Annotated in this window: 15 protein-coding genes and 1 pseudogene; 9 read left to right on the top strand and 7 right to left on the bottom strand. The window is 66.1% G+C overall.

Going from position 1 to position 16,251, the window contains the following annotated elements; genetic code table 11:
• Window positions 1–276 precede the first annotated feature (276 nt).
• Window positions 277–675: a winged helix-turn-helix transcriptional regulator gene (locus XH79_RS36145; RefSeq protein ID WP_271584774.1), complete on the bottom strand. Its 399-nt coding sequence runs from the start codon at window positions 673–675 to the stop codon at window positions 277–279.
• A 93-nt stretch (window positions 676–768) separates the two neighbouring features.
• Here XH79_RS36145 and XH79_RS36140 point away from each other — a divergent pair, with 93 nt between their 5' ends.
• The 3 genes from XH79_RS36140 to XH79_RS36130 all read left to right on the top strand — a co-directional run bounded on the left by XH79_RS36140 (window position 769) and on the right by XH79_RS36130 (window position 4,195).
• Window positions 769–1,797 carry an SDR family oxidoreductase gene (locus XH79_RS36140; protein ID WP_271584773.1) on the top strand — a complete coding sequence of 343 codons (1,029 nt, stop codon included), beginning with the start codon at window positions 769–771 and terminating at the stop codon, window positions 1,795–1,797.
• A gap of 81 nt (window positions 1,798–1,878) precedes the next feature.
• Window positions 1,879–2,658 (top strand): 2-keto-4-pentenoate hydratase, encoded by a 780-nt coding sequence (locus XH79_RS36135; protein ID WP_212342977.1) that lies wholly within the window; start codon window positions 1,879–1,881, stop codon window positions 2,656–2,658.
• A gap of 376 nt (window positions 2,659–3,034) precedes the next feature.
• Window positions 3,035–4,195 (top strand): PcfJ domain-containing protein, encoded by a 1,161-nt coding sequence (locus XH79_RS36130; RefSeq protein ID WP_271584772.1) that lies wholly within the window; start codon window positions 3,035–3,037, stop codon window positions 4,193–4,195.
• Between the two features lie 133 nt (window positions 4,196–4,328).
• On the opposite strand, the gene flgH is transcribed toward XH79_RS36130, so the two are convergent.
• The 4 genes from flgH to flgF are packed head-to-tail and all read right to left on the bottom strand — an operon-like array spanning window position 4,329 to window position 7,825.
• On the bottom strand, window positions 4,329–5,090 hold the full coding sequence (flgH, locus tag XH79_RS36125) for a flagellar basal body L-ring protein FlgH (RefSeq protein ID WP_212342986.1): 762 nt from the start codon (window positions 5,088–5,090) through the stop codon (window positions 4,329–4,331).
• Between the two features lie 3 nt (window positions 5,091–5,093).
• The gene (gene flgA / locus XH79_RS36120; protein ID WP_271584771.1) at window positions 5,094–6,248 is read right to left on the bottom strand and encodes a flagellar basal body P-ring formation chaperone FlgA; all 1,155 of its coding nucleotides are present in this window, start codon (window positions 6,246–6,248) and stop codon (window positions 5,094–5,096) included.
• A gap of 10 nt (window positions 6,249–6,258) precedes the next feature.
• Window positions 6,259–7,047, bottom strand: coding sequence for a flagellar basal-body rod protein FlgG (gene flgG / locus XH79_RS36115; protein WP_212342989.1), 789 nt, complete (start codon window positions 7,045–7,047; stop codon window positions 6,259–6,261).
• Between the two features lie 16 nt (window positions 7,048–7,063).
• Entirely contained in the window at window positions 7,064–7,825 is a 762-nt protein-coding gene (flgF, locus tag XH79_RS36110; RefSeq protein ID WP_271584770.1) for a flagellar basal-body rod protein FlgF, read from the bottom strand.
• A gap of 384 nt (window positions 7,826–8,209) precedes the next feature.
• Here flgF and fliL point away from each other — a divergent pair, with 384 nt between their 5' ends.
• From fliL to XH79_RS36080, 6 genes are all read left to right on the top strand, one after another.
• The gene (fliL, locus tag XH79_RS36105) at window positions 8,210–8,710 is read left to right on the top strand and encodes a flagellar basal body-associated protein FliL (protein ID WP_212342991.1); all 501 of its coding nucleotides are present in this window, start codon (window positions 8,210–8,212) and stop codon (window positions 8,708–8,710) included.
• A 30-nt stretch (window positions 8,711–8,740) separates the two neighbouring features.
• Window positions 8,741–9,943 (top strand): flagellar motor switch protein FliM, encoded by a 1,203-nt coding sequence (gene fliM, locus XH79_RS36100; protein ID WP_212342992.1) that lies wholly within the window; start codon window positions 8,741–8,743, stop codon window positions 9,941–9,943.
• The gene (locus tag XH79_RS36095) at window positions 9,940–10,386 is read left to right on the top strand and encodes a DUF6468 domain-containing protein (protein WP_212342993.1); all 447 of its coding nucleotides are present in this window, start codon (window positions 9,940–9,942) and stop codon (window positions 10,384–10,386) included. The genes fliM and XH79_RS36095 overlap by 4 nt, the downstream gene beginning before the upstream one ends.
• 9 nt (window positions 10,387–10,395) lie before the next feature.
• The gene (locus tag XH79_RS36090; protein ID WP_271584769.1) at window positions 10,396–11,157 is read left to right on the top strand and encodes a MotE family protein; all 762 of its coding nucleotides are present in this window, start codon (window positions 10,396–10,398) and stop codon (window positions 11,155–11,157) included.
• 103 nt (window positions 11,158–11,260) lie between these two features.
• Complete coding sequence (locus XH79_RS36085) at window positions 11,261–14,923, top strand: tetratricopeptide repeat protein (RefSeq protein WP_271584768.1); 3,663 nt, start codon at window positions 11,261–11,263, stop codon at window positions 14,921–14,923.
• Between the two features lie 82 nt (window positions 14,924–15,005).
• On the top strand, window positions 15,006–15,242 hold the full coding sequence (locus XH79_RS36080; protein WP_212342998.1) for a hypothetical protein: 237 nt from the start codon (window positions 15,006–15,008) through the stop codon (window positions 15,240–15,242).
• A 22-nt stretch (window positions 15,243–15,264) separates the two neighbouring features.
• Here XH79_RS36080 and fliP read toward each other — a convergent pair whose 3' ends face one another.
• Both fliP and XH79_RS36070 read right to left on the bottom strand, forming a co-directional pair.
• A complete protein-coding gene (gene fliP, locus XH79_RS36075; RefSeq protein ID WP_271584767.1) occupies window positions 15,265–16,017 on the bottom strand; it encodes a flagellar type III secretion system pore protein FliP in 753 nt (250 codons plus the stop codon).
• A pseudogene (locus XH79_RS36070) lies at window positions 16,014–16,251 on the bottom strand (flagellar biosynthetic protein FliO); the annotation flags it as partial. The pseudogene XH79_RS36070 and the gene fliP, both read right to left, overlap by 4 nt.

Here is a 16,251-nt window from a genome sequence, read left to right as displayed (position 1 = left end):
AGCCGCAGCGATGCGGCTCTTTGTTTTTGGACGCAAGGCGCCATTTCGCGCCGTACTCGGCATTTTGCCTGTCGCTTGCCACCGCCCGCATCAACGTGTGAGCGCAATCGCGAAAAGTGAATCGCGATCAATGGGCTAGACTCGAGTCCTCCGAGCTCACGTGAGTTCGGATGAGAAACAGCCTTCACTTCAGGTGCGGGACGTTTTGCGAGTCGCATCAACGAGATCGGCTCGGATGCTCGGTGGCTGATCCAGCTGCATCAAGCAGCGCTGCAATCAGGCCTCGCGCGACGCCAGGAGGCGTGCGTCCCCATAAAGCCGCGACCAGCTCAATATTTCCTTAAACGCCGGGAGCAGGCCGTAGGCCGCATCCGTCAGCTCGTACTCGACCCTTAGGGGTTTCCCCGCAAAGGCCGTTCGGGACACCAGCCCGTCCTGCTCGAGTTCGCGCAGTTGCATGGTCAACATGTGCTGGGTGATGCCGCCGATCGACCGCCGCAAGGCGCCGAAGCGAACCGCGCCGTTCATCAGGGCGAACAGGATCTCCAGCTTCCACTTGCCGCCGAGGGCATGGATGGCCCGCTTGAAGTCGGCGAGCAAAGCGGGATCGGGGCTGCAATCGCAGTCGCCGTCGCAAGAGTTGGTCAGGTTTTCCATACCGGTCTCGAAATCCATTCTACTTGTCCGCAAGCACATAGTGACCAGATGCGGCCTTGAGCAGGGCGTTGGTGGAACCAATTTACCGGCCCGCAACGAGGGAATTTGGCAATGAGCATTGTTCTGGTCACCGGCGGGTCGGGCTTCGTCGGCATCCATGTCGTCCTGCAACTTCTGGCCGCCGGTCACGCGGTGCGGACGACGGTGCGCCGGCCGGAGCGTCAAGCCGACGTGCTGGCCATGTTGCGCGAGGGTGGGGCGGCTTCGCCGGAGAGCGTATCCTTTGTCACGGCCGACCTCGTCCGGGACGAGGGGTGGCGCGAGGCGGCTGCGGGTTGCGACTACGTGCTCCATGTCGCCTCGCCGCTGTCGACCAGTGTTCCCAAGGACGAGAACGAGATGATCATCCCGGCCCGCGACGGCACGCTGCGGGTGCTGCGCGCCGCGCGCGAGGCCGGCGTCAAACGCGTCGTCATCACCTCGTCGCTGGGTGCGGTCGGCTACGGCCATCCGCCGCGCGAGAAACCCTTCGACGAGACCGACTGGACCAATCTCGGCGGCGCCGACGTGCGGCCCTACATCAAGTCCAAGACGCTGGCCGAACGGGCGGCCTGGGATTTCATTGTGCAGGAGGGCGGTGGGCTGGAACTGTCGGTCGTCAATCCCGCCGGTATCTTCGGTCCCGTGCTGGGGCCGGATTTCTCCGGCTCGATCGAGATCGTCAAATCGCTGCTCGACGGCGCCATGCCGGCGGTGCCACGGGTCTATTTCGGCGTGGTCGACGTGCGCGACGTCGCCGATCTGCATCTGCGGGCAATGACGGCGCCGCAGGCCAAAAGCGAGCGCTTCATCGCCGTCTCCGGGGAGACGATGTCGATCCTCGACATCGGCAAGGTGCTGCGGCGGGAACTCGGGCCGGCCGCTCGCCGGGTTCCGCGACTCCAGGCCCCGGACTGGCTGGTGCGGCTGGCCGCGAACCGGATTCCGTTGCTGCGCGCGGTCGTGCCGATGCTCGGAAAGGTCAGGCATTCCACCAGCGCCAAGGCGCGGTCGCTGCTCGGCTGGCAGCCCCGCTCCAACGATGAGGCAATCCTTGCGACCGCCGAGAGCCTGATCCGGCTTGGCCTCATCAAGCCGTGAGACCGCCGCCCGCGCTTGTCAGGCCGGAGCGGGGATGCTGAACTGCCGTCCCTTGATTGGGTAACGTGGGAGGCGGCGCCGATGGACAAAATTCTCGAAGCCGCAAAGGCGATCGCGCTGGCGCGCCGCAACCATGCGCCGCTTGCGGTCCTCGAGGCTCCGCCGGCTGACGAGGACGAGGGCTACCAGGTCCAGCGCGCGCTGCACGATCTGCTGCTGCCGAATGTCGGCCCGCTCGTCGGCTACAAGATCGGCTGCACCAGCCAGGTGATGCAGGACTATATCGGCATCCCGCACCCCTGCGGCGGCGGCGTGTTCCAGAAGGGCGTGCATGAGAGCGGTGCGAAGCTCCAGGCCTCCAAATATGTTCGCGTCGGCGTCGAATGCGAGATCGCGGTGCGGCTCAAGCGTGACCTCGCCGCCGGCGAGGCGCCGTTCACGGCCGAATGGGTCGGCGAGGCGGTCGAGTCCTACCATCCCGCGATCGAGATCGTCGACGACCGCTACGTGAAATGGGAGACGATGGGCGCACCGACGCTGATCGCCGACGACTTCTTCGCCGCCGGTTGCGTGCTGGGTCCCTCGGTGCCGCGCTCGTCGGTGCCGGACCTGAATGCGGTCAAGGGCCGTGCCATCATCAACGGCGAGGAGGTCAGCCACGGCACCGGTGCCGACGTGCTCGGCCATCCCCACAACGCACTCGCCTGGCTCGCCAATCATCTCGCCGCGGAAGGCAAGGGGCTGCATGCGGGGCAGCTGGTTCTCACCGGCAGCCTGGTGAAGACGCTGTGGCTGAAGGCCGGCGACAAGGTGCGGATGGAGCTCGACGGGCTCGGCGTGGTGGAGGCGGAGTTCAAGTAGTGCTCCCTCCGCGTCATTGCGAAGAGCTCTTCGCGAGGAAGCAATCCAGAATCCCTCCGCGGAAAGATTCTGGATTGCTTCGCGGAGCCTGTCATCGGGCCGCGCTTCGCGCGGACCCGTTGGCTCGCAATGACGGAGTGTGAGGCAACAGCGTTGCTAAAATGTCGCGAGCCTCGCTCGCTATGTGTAGTTTTCTGAATTTCAGACGGAGCGCACCTTGCGCCCGCCGGCGATCGGGTATATGAGCCCCGTCCCATTCAACCTGCGCGTTCAACAATGAGGAGACCAGCTGTGAGTACTTTGTGGCGATCGACACATTCCGTGCCGACGCTCTCAGTGCGTCCGGCTGACAGTCATCCAATCATGTTGAACGACAATGGCACATTCATTGATTCAGCGCCGGCGGGAGGCCGAGCGCGCGCGGGTTGAAGCCTACGAGCTGTCGCTGCGGCATGTGTCGCAGCGGACGCGTCCTCCACCGGATTTCGAGACCGCGATCTACGAGGCCAAGCGTGGCTTCGAGGCCGACATCGTGCGCGATGCCGAAGCCTGGAAGCCGCGGATGAAGACTCGCGATGCCGCGCGTCTTCGTCTTGCCGCGGCCCGCTATCTCTTCGCGCGCTATCCCGTCGCAGAACATCTGGAGCAGATCTGGATCGACGGCGCGGGCCTGGGCGCGGACGAGATCCGTTTGCGCAAGCGCTGGTACATCGCGGCGGCCGGTGGCGGTTCGCTGTACGCTGCCGGTGCGGCCGACTGGCTGTCTCGCAAGGAGGTCCATGCGTTCCTCAATCCCTTGGGGAAGGTCGGCTTCGAGGCTGCGATCTGGCAGGCTATTGCGCGCTCCTATGCGGGCGATCCCGGCATTGTGCTGCGGATCGCGCGTACCAGGATCACGCAGACGCCCCGTGCCGAGCACGGCTTCTGGCGCGAGGTGGTGCGCTTCTTCTGCGCACATCCCACCACGGTCGAGGAGATGGACGATCTCTACGATTACCTCGCCGCTTGCTACCGGCGTAATCGTAAGTTCAGCCTCAAGGGACGCTCGCTGGTCTCGCTCGGTCGCCAGATGCGCGAATGGCATCGCGATCTCGATGCGATCGCTCGCATCGAGGCCGCGCGCCGTCGCGCCGAGGCTGCGCGGAACCGTGCGCGTGGGCTGGCGGCGGAGCCCGTCGACGAGGCCTGGCGAGGTGCGGCGATCGCGGACTGGTCCTGGACGAATTCGTCCAAGGATCGGAGCAAGCGCGAGGAGTATGTCGTGGTCCAGCTCCGGACCGCGGCCGATCTCGTTGCCGAAACGCGCGGCATGCGTCACTGCGTCGCCACTTACGCGACGAAGTGCATTGCCGGGCAGGCGTCGATCTGGTCGCTCCGCCGCCGTGCCTCGGGGAGTGTCCAGCGGCTGCTGACCATCGAACTGGATCCCCGTTCCCGGGCGGTTCAGGTTCGCGGGTTTGCAAACCGGCCGCCGCTCGCCGAGGAGAGCAAGATCCTCGAGCGGTGGGCGCAAGCACGCGGGATCATGCTCCTGTGAGAGTTGCCTGCGCCGCTACGGCGGCGCAGGCGAAATACATGCGGCCCTCGCCAGGGGAGCTAGCGAGGGCCGCGTAGTACACCGTCGTTCGCGCCTAGGTTCGCGAACACGATGTGGGAGCTCTTGAAGAGGCTTAGAAGGGCAGCAGCACGTCCATGACCTGCTGACCGTAGCGCGGCTGCTGCACGTCCATGATCTGGCCGCGGCCGCCATAGGCGATGCGGGCCTGGGCGATCTTGCTGGAGTCGATGGTGTTGTCGCTCTGGATGTCCTCGGGACGGACGATGCCGGCCACGATCAGCTCGCGGATCTCGTAGTTGACGCGGATCTCCTGCTTGCCTTCGACCACGAGGTTGCCGTTCGGCAGTACCTGGGTGACGACCGCGGCGACGTTGGTCTGCAGGGCTTCCGTGCGGTTGACCGAGCCCTTGCCGTCGGCAGAGGATGTCGAGTCGGTGGTGAGAAGGCGGCCGGGCAGGATCTTGAGCGGCTGCGTCACCGTCTGGCTGCCGATAAAATCGGTAATTCCCGAATCTTCCTTGGCGGTGCGGCTGCGCTGGGTCTCGTTGGCGATGTTGGCCTTGTCGGTGATGTTCACGGTCACGGTGAGGAGGTCGCCCACCTGGTGGGCGCGCTGGTCCTTGAAGAAGGCGCGGCTGCCGTTACGCCACAGCGAGTTCGGATTGTAGGAGGCGACTTCCGGCTTCGGCATCGGCATCTGCACCGGCTTGTAGCCGGGCTGCGTCGTCGGATTGTCGATCGCGGACAATTTCGGCTGCTCGCCGATCTGCGACAGGCGGTCGATCGAGGAGCAGCCGCCCAGCGCGCAAGAGGCCAGCAGCAGGGCAGAGATCGCGATGCGACGAAGACGGGAAGCCGAACTGAACGGGGACATGACTTACTCTGACTTGGCTGGAGCTTGCGAGACGCGGGCTTGCGGGATCTGGGCTTGTGCGATGTGAGCTTGAGCGGCTTGGGCCGGCGCCGCGGGGGCCTGGACCAGGCTCCGGACGAGGGCTGCAGTGTCGACGGGGGCGGGCGCTTCGTCGCGCTTGAGCGAGGAGGTCTGCTCGACCGCCGGCGCCATCGGCGCGGACTGGCTGGCGCCCTGCACGGTGACCTGGCCGCGGCCGGTGACGACACCAGTCAGCGTGCGCTTGGATTGCAGGTTGAGCACGGAGACGGTGTCGCCTTCGGCGCCGCTCTCGATCGCCTTGCCGCGCGTGGTGAGGTAGAGGCCCGGCACCTCGTAGATGATGGTGACGCTCTGGTCGCGCTGCACGAAGTCGGGCTTGACGATGTCGGCGACGCGGATCGGCGTGCCCGCCCGCATCGGCCGGCGCAGCTGCATGCCGATGGTGCGATCGCGCGAGGCGGGCTCGCCAGCGACCTCGGCCTTCGGCCGGCGCTCCAGCGAGATGTCCGAGGCTTTCAGCATGTCGGAGCGGTCGATGTCGCGGGTTAGCACGGCCACTTCCACGGTCTCGATCGCGGTGCCGGTGAAGCGCAGCTTGGTCGGCGTCGGGTTGTTGTCGTTGTTGATCTCGAAGGCGATGTCGAAACGGCCGCTGCGCGCATCGTAGCGGGTTGCGACCGGCTGCAGCGTGCCGGTGTTGGAGGCGTCGAGCCGCATGTCGGAGACGCCGCGGTCGAAGGTGACGGTGATGTTGGCGGCATCGCCGAGGCCGAAGCGGCGCTCGAGCGCGGACGCCACCGCGTTTTCGAGGTCCTTGTTGGCGAGGGTGCGGGCGAGGCGGGTGACCTGCACCTCCTTGATGTCGCCGGTCATCACGCCGATCACCTGCTTTGCGCGCAGCACGCCCAGGACCTGCGCGACCGGCAGCGCACCGGTGGTGCCGAGGTCGGGCGAGCGATAGACCGGGACCAGCGCGGCCGAGCCGGCGTTGTCGATGAGGTCGCCGACCCGAACCACGTCCGAGGTCACGGTGACGTTCGCGCGCAGCGTCGGCGCGGCGATGCCGTCGTCGGCGGCCTCTGCCGGCAGTGCCAGCAGCAGGAGAGCTGAGATCGTGGCGAGGGCGGTGCGGATCATCGTCATCACCTCAGCGGAACAGCGCCGTGGTCGACTGCATCATCTGGTCGGCGGCGCTGATGACCTTGGCGTTCATCTCGTAGGCGCGCTGGGCGGCGATCAGGTCGCTCATCTCCGAGACGACGTCGACATTGGCCTGCTCCAGGCTTCCTTGCGTGATCTTGCCGTAGCCTTCGGAGTTCGCCGTGCCGTCCTGCGGCGGGCCCGAGGACGGCGTCTCGGTGAACTGGTTGCTGCCGACCGGCTGCAGCCCCGCCTTGTTGATGAAGCGGGTCACGTTGATCGTGCCGACGATCGAGGAGGTCGACGATCCCGGCAGTGTCACCGAGACCTGGCCCTGTTCGCTCACCGTGATGCCCGAGGCATTGTTCGGGATGGTGATGGTCGGCTGCACCGGATTGCCCTGCGCGGTGACGACGCGGCCCTGATTGTCCATCTGGAAGGTGCCGTCGCGGGTGTACTGATAGGTGCCGTCGGGCATCAGGATCTTGAAGAAACCTTCGCCCGAGATCGCGAGGTCGAGGTCGTTGCCGGTCTGAGACAACGTGCCTTGCGTCATGCTGCGCGGCGTGCCGACGGTCTTGACGCCGCCGCCGATGTCGACGCCGACAGGCAGGATGGTGCCCTGGTCCGAGGCCTGCGCGCCGACGCGGCGCACGTGCTCGTAGATCAGGTCCTGGAACGCCGCGGTCTGTTTCTTGAAACCGGTGGTGCGGAGGTTGGCGATGTTGTTGGAGATCACCTGAACGTTGAGTTCCTGTGCCGCCATTCCGGTCGCCGCGGTGTGAAGCGCCTGCATGTCAGTTCTCCCCTAATCAGGCCGGAACGTCGGCGAGCTTCTCGATCGCCGATTTGTGGAGGTCGCTCTGCTGCTGCAGCAGATTGGCGATGGCGGTGTAGCTGCGCATGACTTCGACCATGCGGGTCATCTCGCCGACCGAGTTGACGTTCGACTTCTCGATGTAGCCCTGCCGCACGCTGGACTTGGTGTCGGCCTGCTGGGCGGCCGAGCCGGTGTCATAGAGGTTGGCGCCGAGCTTGGTCAGCTTGGTCGGATCGTCGAACGAGACCATGCGGATCTTGCCGCGGATCGAGTCGGTTCTGGCCGTGCCCTCGAGCACCGTGACGGTGCCGTCGGGGGCGATGTTGATGTCATGGTCGGTCGGCTGGAAGGTGATCGGGCCGCCGGTGCCGAGCACGAGGTTGCCGTCGGAGGTGACCAGCTGGCCGGTGCTGTTGAGCGAGAACTTGCCGTCGCGCGTGTAGCGCTCGCCGCCGTTGGCCTGCACCGCGAAGAACGCGTTGCCGTCGATCGCCATGTCGAGCGGGTTGTTGGTCGGCTCCATCGGCCCCTGGCCGACGTCGCGGAAGGTGCCGCGGTCCTGCACATAGGAGACCCGGCGGTCGGAGCCGATGAAATTGTCCTCACGCGCGTTCGAGTTGAGGTACTCCTCGAACAGCGAATGGTCGGCCTTGAAGCCGTTGGTGTTGGCATTGGCGACGTTGTTGGCGATGACATCCATCTGCCGTTCCAACGTCATCTGCCGTGACAAGCCGATCAGAAGCGCGTTCTGCATCGGAGGATCTCCCCTGAGTGAGATCTGCCTCCTCGCTCTCCCAAGCGCCTTGGCGGACCCCGTGAAGAGACCGCCTGGTTCTCCCAAACCGTTCGGTCTCGGTCCTCTCTCAGCGAAAGCCGTGCCAACCTGAAAAGCTATGAAACTTCAATGTGTTGTGGATTTTTCGAGGGCGTGGGAGGGCGGCAGAAAGGTTCTGTTAGCCATGTTTGCCCGGCAGATTTTTCCTAGCTGAGCCCCAATCGAAAGAAACCGTTAACCATTATTACCGTAGCGTTTGCGTGCAAGAGGAGCGCATTGCGCTGGGACATTCGTATCGCGTCACTGTCTGCCAGGGGGCTTCGCTCTTTCGATTCCTTTAAGAGATGAGCGAGCCCGGCGACCATGGCAGAGAATGAAGCGGAAGGCGGCGCAGCCGCCGAGGGCGCCGAAGCCGCTCCCCCCAAGAACAAGCTCAAGCTCATCATCATGGCCGTCGGCCTGCTCGCCATCCTCGGCGGCGGTGCTGCGACCTGGTTCTTCTTCTTCCGTCACGGGGACGACGAGCATCATGCCGAGGTGGCGCCCCCGCCGAAGCCGCCGGCCTTCGTCGACGTCCCTGACATCATGGTCAACCTCGCCGGCGCGCCGGGCGAGCGCGTGCAATATCTGAAGCTGAAGATCGTGCTGGAGCTGAAGGAAGAGAAGCAGATCGAGGCGATCAAGCCGACCATGCCGCGCGTCACCGACATCTTCCAGACCTATGTGCGCGAACTGCGCTCCTCCGACCTCAACGGCTCCGCCGGCATCTTCCGTCTCAAGGAGGAGCTGACCAAGCGCGTCAACGCGGCGGTCTCGCCGATCCAGGTCAGCGCGGTGCTGTTCAAGGAAGTCGTGATCCAGTGATGATGCTGCGGAAGGCAACGGGCTAGCGTCATGGCCGGCAACGAGCAAATGGACCAGGATGCGATTGCCGCCCAATGGGAGGCGTCGCTCGATTCCGAGGATCCCGCGGAGGCCGCGAAGGCCGCTGCCGAAAACGAGCTGTCGGAGACCATGGCCCTGCAATGGGCGGCCATGGTCGAGGACGGCAGCCGCGATCTCGGCAGCGGCAAGAATTCCGGCGAGCGGGTGCTGTCGCAGGAGGAGATCGACAATCTCCTCGGCTTCACCGTCGGCGACGTCACGCTCGACGACCACAGCGGCATTCGCGCGATCATCGATTCGGCGATGGTCTCCTACGAGCGCCTGCCGATGCTCGAAATCGTCTTCGACCGCCTGGTGCGGTTGCTGACGACCTCCTTGCGCAATTTCACCTCCGACAACGTCGAAGTCTCGCTCGACCGCATCACCTCGGTACGCTTCGGCGACTACATGAATTCGATCCCGCTGCCCGCCGTGCTCTCGGTGTTCAAGGCCGAGGAGTGGGACAATTTCGGCATGGCGACGGTCGATTCCAGCCTGATCTACTCGATGATCGACGTGCTGCTCGGCGGCCGCCGCGGCACCAGCCAGCTTCGCATCGAGGGCCGGCCCTACACCACGATCGAGACCGAGCTGGTCAAGCGCCTGGTCGAGGTGGTTTTGATCGACGCCGAGCAGGCGTTCCGGCCGCTGTCGCCGGTGACCTTCACAATCGACCGGCTCGAGACCAATCCGCGTTTCGCCGCGATCAGCCGTCCCGCCAACGCCGCGATCCTGGTGCGACTGCGCATCGACATGGAAGACCGCGGCGGCAACATCGAGCTGCTGCTGCCTTACGCGACCATCGAGCCCATCCGGGGCGTCCTGCTCCAGATGTTCATGGGCGAAAAGTTCGGCCGCGACCCGGTCTGGGAAGGCCATTTCGCTACCGAGATCAACCAGGCCGAGATCGCGGTCGATGCCGTGCTCTACGAGGCCGACATCCCTCTCAAGCAGCTGATGCGGCTCAAGGTCGGCGACACGCTGCCGCTCGACATGCGCGCCGATGCCAACGTCACCGTGCGCTGCGGCGACGTCACGCTGACCGAGGGGCGGATGGGCCGGGTCGGCGACCGCGTCGCGATCCGCGTGACGAAACCCCTGCGCAAGCCAAGTACGACACTTGCGATGTTCGAGAAGGTGGACGAGCAGAACAAGATGATGGAGGCCCCATGAACCACTCCCTGGGAATGGCGATCGAGACGTTGGTGGCTATCTTGCTGATGCTCACGATCGGCTACTGTATCCTACTGAACAAGCGGCTGACGCGGCTGAAGGCGGACGAGCATTCGCTGAAGGCGGTCATCGCCGAGCTGATCACCGCGACCGAGATCGCCGAGCGCGCGATCGGCGGGCTGAAGCTCGCCGTGCGCGACGTCAACGAGAACCTCGGCAGCCAGCTCGCGGCGGCGACCCAGATGTCGGACCAGCTCTACAAGCAGCTCGGCGAAGCCGACAACGTGGTGCGGCGTCTGTCCAAGATCGCGATCGCCGCGCGTCCCGTGACCAGTCCGGAAGCGGTTGCCGCGCCCGTGGCAAAACCCTCGTCGGCGAAGGCGGTGGCGGCCGCGGCCGAAGCCTTCTCCGAGCGCCGGCGATCCAACGGCATCGCCGCATAAAGCCATGGTATGAAGTCCTTCCGTAACATCCGCGTCATTCCGGTCGTCCTGGTCGCCGTCGCAGGTCTCGCGACGCTCAAGGTCGCGGGCCTCGTGGTCAATGGCGGCTATGTCTTCGACTACAAGCCGAACCAGGCGAAGAAGTCCTGGGCACAGGAGAATCTGAACTTCCCGACCGGCCGTGAGGATCCTGACATCACCGGCTCGACCCATGGCGCGCCGAAGGAGGCGCCGAAGCCCGCCGCGCCCGAGACCAAGCCCGAAGGCACCGTGGTGAAGGTGGAGGAAGGCCAGCCGCAGGTCTCGGCCTCCGAGCGCGCGATCCTCGAACGCCTGCAGGCGCGCCGCCAGGAGATAGAGGCGCGCCAGCGCGAGATCGACATCCGCGAGAGCCTGCTCAAATCCGCCGAGAAGCGCATCGAGAACAAGGTCGAGGAGATGAAGGCGGTGGAAACCCGCATCTCCGCGACCCAGGCCGAGCAGAAGGCCGCCGAAGCCCAGCGCATGAAGGGTCTCGTCACCATGTATGAAGGCATGAAGCCGAAGGACGCCGCGCGGGTGTTCGACCGGCTCGAGATGGGCGTGCTGATCGAGATCGCCTCGGCCATCGCGCCGCGAAAGATGTCGGACATCCTCGGATTGATGTCGCCGGAGGCCGCCGAGCGGCTCACGGTCGAAATGGCCCGCCGTGCCAATGGCGGCGGCGATCAATCCGCCTCGGCCGGCGACCTGCCCAAGATCGACGGCAAGCCGACGCAAAAGCCGAATTGAGGGCTCATACTTAAGAAGTCCTTAATTGGCAAAACCTACATTCGAGGGCATCGGCCGGCGCCAGTTGCCGGCGTGAACCGCCGAACCGGAAGACATGCCGCAAATGGCGCGAGAGGCTGCCGCTGGATTTGTGTCGCGAGCCCGCGCCTTGGCGCTGGGGCTGTGGCGGCATGCCCGCAAGGTGCCGGTGCTGGCAGCCTGCCTCGTGATCGGCCTCGCGGCGCCCGGCCTAGCGGCGGATGCCGTCAGGGGCGAGGCGACCTTCTCGGCCGGCGGCGGCTTTGCCCGTCTCGTCATCAAGCTCGGCGAGGATGTTCCGTCCGAGGTGACGACGGCCGGCTCCATTCTCATTATCCGCTTCGACCGTCCCGTCGAGGTTCCCGTCGACCGCGTCCCGGAAGGCGCGCCCGACTACGTCAACTCCGCCCGCCGCGATCCCGATGGCGGCGCCATCCGCCTGTCGCTGGCGCGGCGCGTCACCGTCAACACCATGAATGCCGGTGAGCGCACCTTCATCGATCTCCTGCCGGAGGGCTGGAAGGGGCCGCCGCCGAGCCTGCCGATGGACGTGGTCAAGGAACTCGCCGAGCGTGCGCGTATCGCGGAGCGGGCGCTGCGCGCCCAGCGCGCCGCGGCCGAGACCAAGAAGCGACCGCAGATCCGCGTCCGCGCCTCGATGCAGCCGACCTTCGTGCGCTTCGTGTTCGAGATGCCTGACGGCGTCGGCGTGTCCTCGGTGCTCAATGAGCAGAAGCTCACGCTGATGTTCAACGCCAATCTCAATTTCGATCTTGCGGACGCCGTCGTCGCCGCGCCGCCGAACGTCGCCTCGATCAAGCAGAAGGCCGACATCGACCAGACCAGTGTCGAGATCGCGCTGATCGGCGATTCCGACGTGCACTCCTTCCGCGACGACAAGAACTACGTCGTCGACGTCTCCTTCCAGCCCGACAAGGGCAAGACGGCCATGACGCCGGAGGCGGCGATCGCGCAGGCCAGGCCTGCTGGCCACGCACCGGCGCCTCCGCCGGAAAAGCCGGCGCCCGAGAAGCCGAAGGAGGTCCGCCGCGAGGTTACGCCGCCGACATCGGAGACGATCGCGCGCGAAGCCAAGATCGAAGTGAAGCCGGAAGCTCCCGCCGCGATGCCAGCCGCCGAAGCGCCGAAACCGGTACCGGCGCCTGTTGCCGAAGCTCCGGCTGCACCCGCCAAGCCCGCGACGGCCGAGGCGCCCAAAGAGGTCGTGACGGAAGCTGCGAAGGAGCCGGTCAAGGAAGCCGTCATGGCTCCGCCTGTCGAGGCGCCGGCAGTGCCGCAGCCCGCCGTTGCCGGCGTCGAAGCGCGCCGCGACAGCGACGGCCTGCGCGTCACGTTTCCGCTTCAGGTCTCAATCCCCGCGGCGGCGTTCCGCCGCGGCGACACCATCTGGCTGGTGTTCGATACACCGAAGCCGATCGACGTCGAGGCGATCCGCACCAAGGGCGGCGCGATGGTCGGAGAGGTCGGCCGCATCCCGCTCGACAAGGGACAGGCGGTGCGCATCCGTCTCACCCGGCCGCTGGTCTACTCGCTGACGACCGAGGAGGTCGGTAAGGAGACCAACTGGCTGCTGACCCTTGCCGACAAGATCCAGGCGACGCCGCTGCCGCTGATGATGTCGCGCAACATCACCGATCCTGCGCTCGCCAACATCGCGATCCCCTTTGCCAACCCGGGCCAGCTGCACAAGCTGACCGATCCCGATGCCGGCGACACGCTCTATGTCGTCACCGGGCAGCGGCCGGTCCGCGGCTTCATCAAGCGGCAGGATCTCGTCGATCTCTCGCTGCTGGAATCCGCGCACGGCATCGCGATCCGGCCGAACTCGGACGAGGTCGGCGTCGAGGTCGGGGCCGACAAGGTCATTCTCGGCAAGAAGGGCGGGCTGACGCTGTCGCCGGTCGACATCTCCGCCGAGCGGGCACCGACCGCGGTGCGCCCGATCTTCAGCCCGGAAGCCTGGCGCAAGGGGCAGTCGGAGAATTTCTGGACGCGGCAGAGCGATCTGGTCATGGCGATCTCCACCGTCGATCCGGCGCAGCGCTCGCTGCCGCGGCTCGACCTCGCGCAGTTCTACATGTCGCGCGCCATGTATCACGAAGCCAAGGCCGTGACCGAATTGATGCTGGCCGATCCGCTCAACAAGGAGGAGAGCGGCGCGCTGATCCTGCACGCGATCGCGAGCATCCTGATCGGCCGGCCGGCACAGGGCCTGAAGGACCTCGCCAATCCCGTGATCGGCAACAGCCACGATTCCCAGCTCTGGAAGGCGCTCGCCTATGCGCGCCAGGGCAAATGGACGGACGCGCGCGAGAAGTTCAAGAACGTCGAGTTCGCCATAGCCTCGCTGCCGCTCGACATCCAGCGCATCGTGACCATGGACGCGATGCGGGCTTCGCTCGAAGTGAAGGACTATGCCGGCGCCTCCAAGCGCCGCAGCGAGCTCGAGGTCGTCGGCGTCTCGCCCGAGGCCTCGCCCGGCTTTGCGGTGTTGCGCGGCCGGCTCGCCGAAGCGCTCGGCCACGACAAGGACGCGCTCGACGACTACAAGTTCGCGGTCGGCTCTAACGATCGCCTGGCTGCGGCAGAGGCCAAGCAGCTCGAGGTCGCGCTGCGCCAGAAGCGCGACGAGATCGGCAAGGAAGACGCGCTGCGCGAGCTCGAGACGCTGTCGATGACCTGGCGGGGCGATGCGATCGAGGTCAAGACGTTGCAGATGCTGTCGCAGCTGTATGCCGCGAATGGGCGCTACCGTGACGCGCTCACAGCGGCGCGCACCGCGACGAGGCTGCAGCCGAACGCCGAAGCCTCGCGCCAGGCGCAGGACCTCGCCTCCGAGCTGTTCACGCAGATCTTCTTAGGCCCGAAGGGCGACGAGCTGCCGGTGGTCGAAGCGCTCGGCATGTTCTACGAGTTTCGCGAGCTGACGCCGATCGGCCGCCGCGGCGACGAACTGATCCGGCGCCTTGCCGACCGTCTCGCCTCGATCGACCTGCTCGACCAGGCCGCCGAGCTCCTGCAATACCAGGTCGACCATCGCCTCGAAGGCGCCGCCCGCGCCCAGGTTGCCGCGCGCTTGTCCATGATCTATCTCGCCAACCGCAGGCCCGACAAGGCGATCTCGGCGCTGCGCGCGAGCCGCATCAGCGATCTCTCCGGCGAGCTCAGGCAGCAGCGCCTGTTGCTGGAAGCGCGTGCGCAGAGCGACGTCGGCCGTCACGATCTCGCGCTCGACATCGTCTCCAACGTGTCCGGACGCGAGGTGCTCCGCCTGCGCTCCGACATCTTCTGGGCGGCGCGGCGCTGGCGCGAGTCCGCCGAGCAGATCGAGCTGTACTACGGCGAGCGCTTCCGCGACTTCAAGCCGCTCAACGCGGTAGAGAAGAGCGACATTATCCGCGCCGCCGTTGGCTATGCGCTCGCCGACGACTCGATCGGCCTGTCGCGCTTCCGCGAGAAATACGCGCCGTTGATGAGCGAGAGCGCCGACCGTCTCGCCTTCGACATCGCCAGCAAGCCGGCCGCGGCCTCCAGCGCCGAATTCGCCGAGATCGCGAAGCTCGCCGCCAGTGTCGACACGCTCGACGGCTTCCTGCGCGAGATGAAGCAGCGCTTCCCCGACGCCACCGCCCGCGCGCCGGCCTCGCCGCAGGCCAAGGACGAGAGCGACCACACCGGCTCGCTGCCCACGATCCCCGTCGTGCGGCAGATCAAGATGACGCGCTAGGAACCCTGCTACCTCTGGCCCACTCGACAGGTGCTGCGCGAGACGGCAACCTGCAGTATCTTCATGCCGGAAGAGGAACGATATGAGCAAGCCTGCCAAGACCGAAGCCGAACTCATCGCCATGGCGCGGGCCGAATTGAAGGCCCATGTCGATGGCCCCGACGGCTTCGCCATCTCCATCGTTCGCGACGGCGACAGCTGGGAGTTCCGCGTCGATGCCGATCAGGCCACGCGGGACAAGCCGGGCTTCCCCGAAAGCGTCGCCATGCTGGTCCAGATCGGCGACCATCTCAGCAAGCAGTATGACGTGAAGGGGTAGGGGGCGCGCGAACCCAAGCGCCTCATCCCCCGTAGCTCTGCACCAAACTTCCCGCCACCAGCGACCAGCCGTCGACCAGCACGAAGAAGATCAGCTTGAACGGCAACGAGATCGTCGCCGGCGGCAGCATCATCATGCCCATCGACATCAGCACCGAGGCGACGACGAGGTCGATGATCAGGAATGGCAGGAACAGCAGGAAGCCGATCTCGAAGGCGCGCTTCAGCTCGGAGATCATGAAGGCGGGGACGAGGATACGTAGCGCGAGGTCGTCGGGGGTAGCGGGCGGCGGCTCGCCGGAGAGGTCGAGGAACAGCTTGAGGTCCTTCTCGCGCACGTTCTTCTGCATGAAGCCGCGCAAGGGGACGGAGGCGCGCTGCAGCGCGTCCTCGACGCTGATCTGGTTGGCGACGAGCGGACGGATGCCCTCGTCGTAGGACTTCTGCAGCACCGGCCCCATCACGAAGAAGGTGAGGAACATCGCCAGCGCGATGATCACCGAGTTCGGCGGCGCGGTCGCCGTGCCCATCGCGGTGCGCAGCAGCGACAGCACGACCACGATGCGCGTGAACGAGGTCATCATGATCAGGATCGACGGCGCGATCGACAGCACCGTGAGCAGCGCGATCAGCTGGATCGCGCGCTCGGTGACGCCGCCGCCCTGGCCGCCGAGATTGATGCTGATGTCCTGCGCGTGCGCGGGCATCGCGAGCGAAGCCGCGCCGACCAGGACAGAAAGGAAAAGAACTCTACGCGGGAGGGCCGGCAGCCTCACGAAGACGGCTTCGGACGGCCGAGCAACGAGGCCATCTCGTCTTCGAGATTTTCAAAGCTGGTCTTCTCCGCGGCGGGTTTTGCGGGCGGGGCCGGGGGCGCCGGCGACTCGCTGCGTGCGACGCGCGGCGGACCGGCGGGCGGCTCCGGTGCAACCGGGGGCGCGACCGGTTCGCCGGCCGGGCGCCGCAGGGCGGCCTCTAACCGCTGCGCCATTTCGGCAAGATTCTGCTCG

The sequence above is a fragment of the Bradyrhizobium sp. CCBAU 45389 genome (assembly GCF_028128625.1).
Classification (GTDB): domain Bacteria; phylum Pseudomonadota; class Alphaproteobacteria; order Rhizobiales; family Xanthobacteraceae; genus Bradyrhizobium; species Bradyrhizobium liaoningense_B.
The sequence above is the reverse complement of the archived record's forward strand: the minus strand, read 5'-3'. Positions and strand labels throughout refer to the sequence as shown.

Bases quoted from the DNA above. Each gene is read 5' to 3' on its own strand.
- flgA (WP_271584771.1), bottom strand. From the start codon at position 6,248: ATGATCCGCACCGCCCTCGCCACGATCTCAGCTCTCCTGCTGCTGGCA.
- flgF (WP_271584770.1), bottom strand. From the start codon at position 7,825: ATGCAGAACGCGCTTCTGATCGGCTTGTCACGGCAGATGACGTTGGAA.
- XH79_RS36080 (WP_212342998.1), top strand. From the start codon at position 15,006: ATGAGCAAGCCTGCCAAGACCGAAGCCGAACTCATCGCCATGGCGCGG.
- XH79_RS36135 (WP_212342977.1), top strand. From the start codon at position 1,879: ATGGACAAAATTCTCGAAGCCGCAAAGGCGATCGCGCTGGCGCGCCGC.
- XH79_RS36085 (WP_271584768.1), top strand. From the start codon at position 11,261: ATGGCGCGAGAGGCTGCCGCTGGATTTGTGTCGCGAGCCCGCGCCTTG.
- XH79_RS36130 (WP_271584772.1), top strand. From the start codon at position 3,035: ATGGCACATTCATTGATTCAGCGCCGGCGGGAGGCCGAGCGCGCGCGG.
- XH79_RS36095 (WP_212342993.1), top strand. From the start codon at position 9,940: ATGAACCACTCCCTGGGAATGGCGATCGAGACGTTGGTGGCTATCTTG.
- fliL (WP_212342991.1), top strand. From the start codon at position 8,210: ATGGCAGAGAATGAAGCGGAAGGCGGCGCAGCCGCCGAGGGCGCCGAA.
- flgH (WP_212342986.1), bottom strand. From the start codon at position 5,090: ATGTCCCCGTTCAGTTCGGCTTCCCGTCTTCGTCGCATCGCGATCTCT.
- XH79_RS36140 (WP_271584773.1), top strand. From the start codon at position 769: ATGAGCATTGTTCTGGTCACCGGCGGGTCGGGCTTCGTCGGCATCCAT.
- XH79_RS36145 (WP_271584774.1), bottom strand. From the start codon at position 675: ATGGATTTCGAGACCGGTATGGAAAACCTGACCAACTCTTGCGACGGC.
- XH79_RS36090 (WP_271584769.1), top strand. From the start codon at position 10,396: ATGAAGTCCTTCCGTAACATCCGCGTCATTCCGGTCGTCCTGGTCGCC.
- flgG (WP_212342989.1), bottom strand. From the start codon at position 7,047: ATGCAGGCGCTTCACACCGCGGCGACCGGAATGGCGGCACAGGAACTC.
- fliM (WP_212342992.1), top strand. From the start codon at position 8,741: ATGGCCGGCAACGAGCAAATGGACCAGGATGCGATTGCCGCCCAATGG.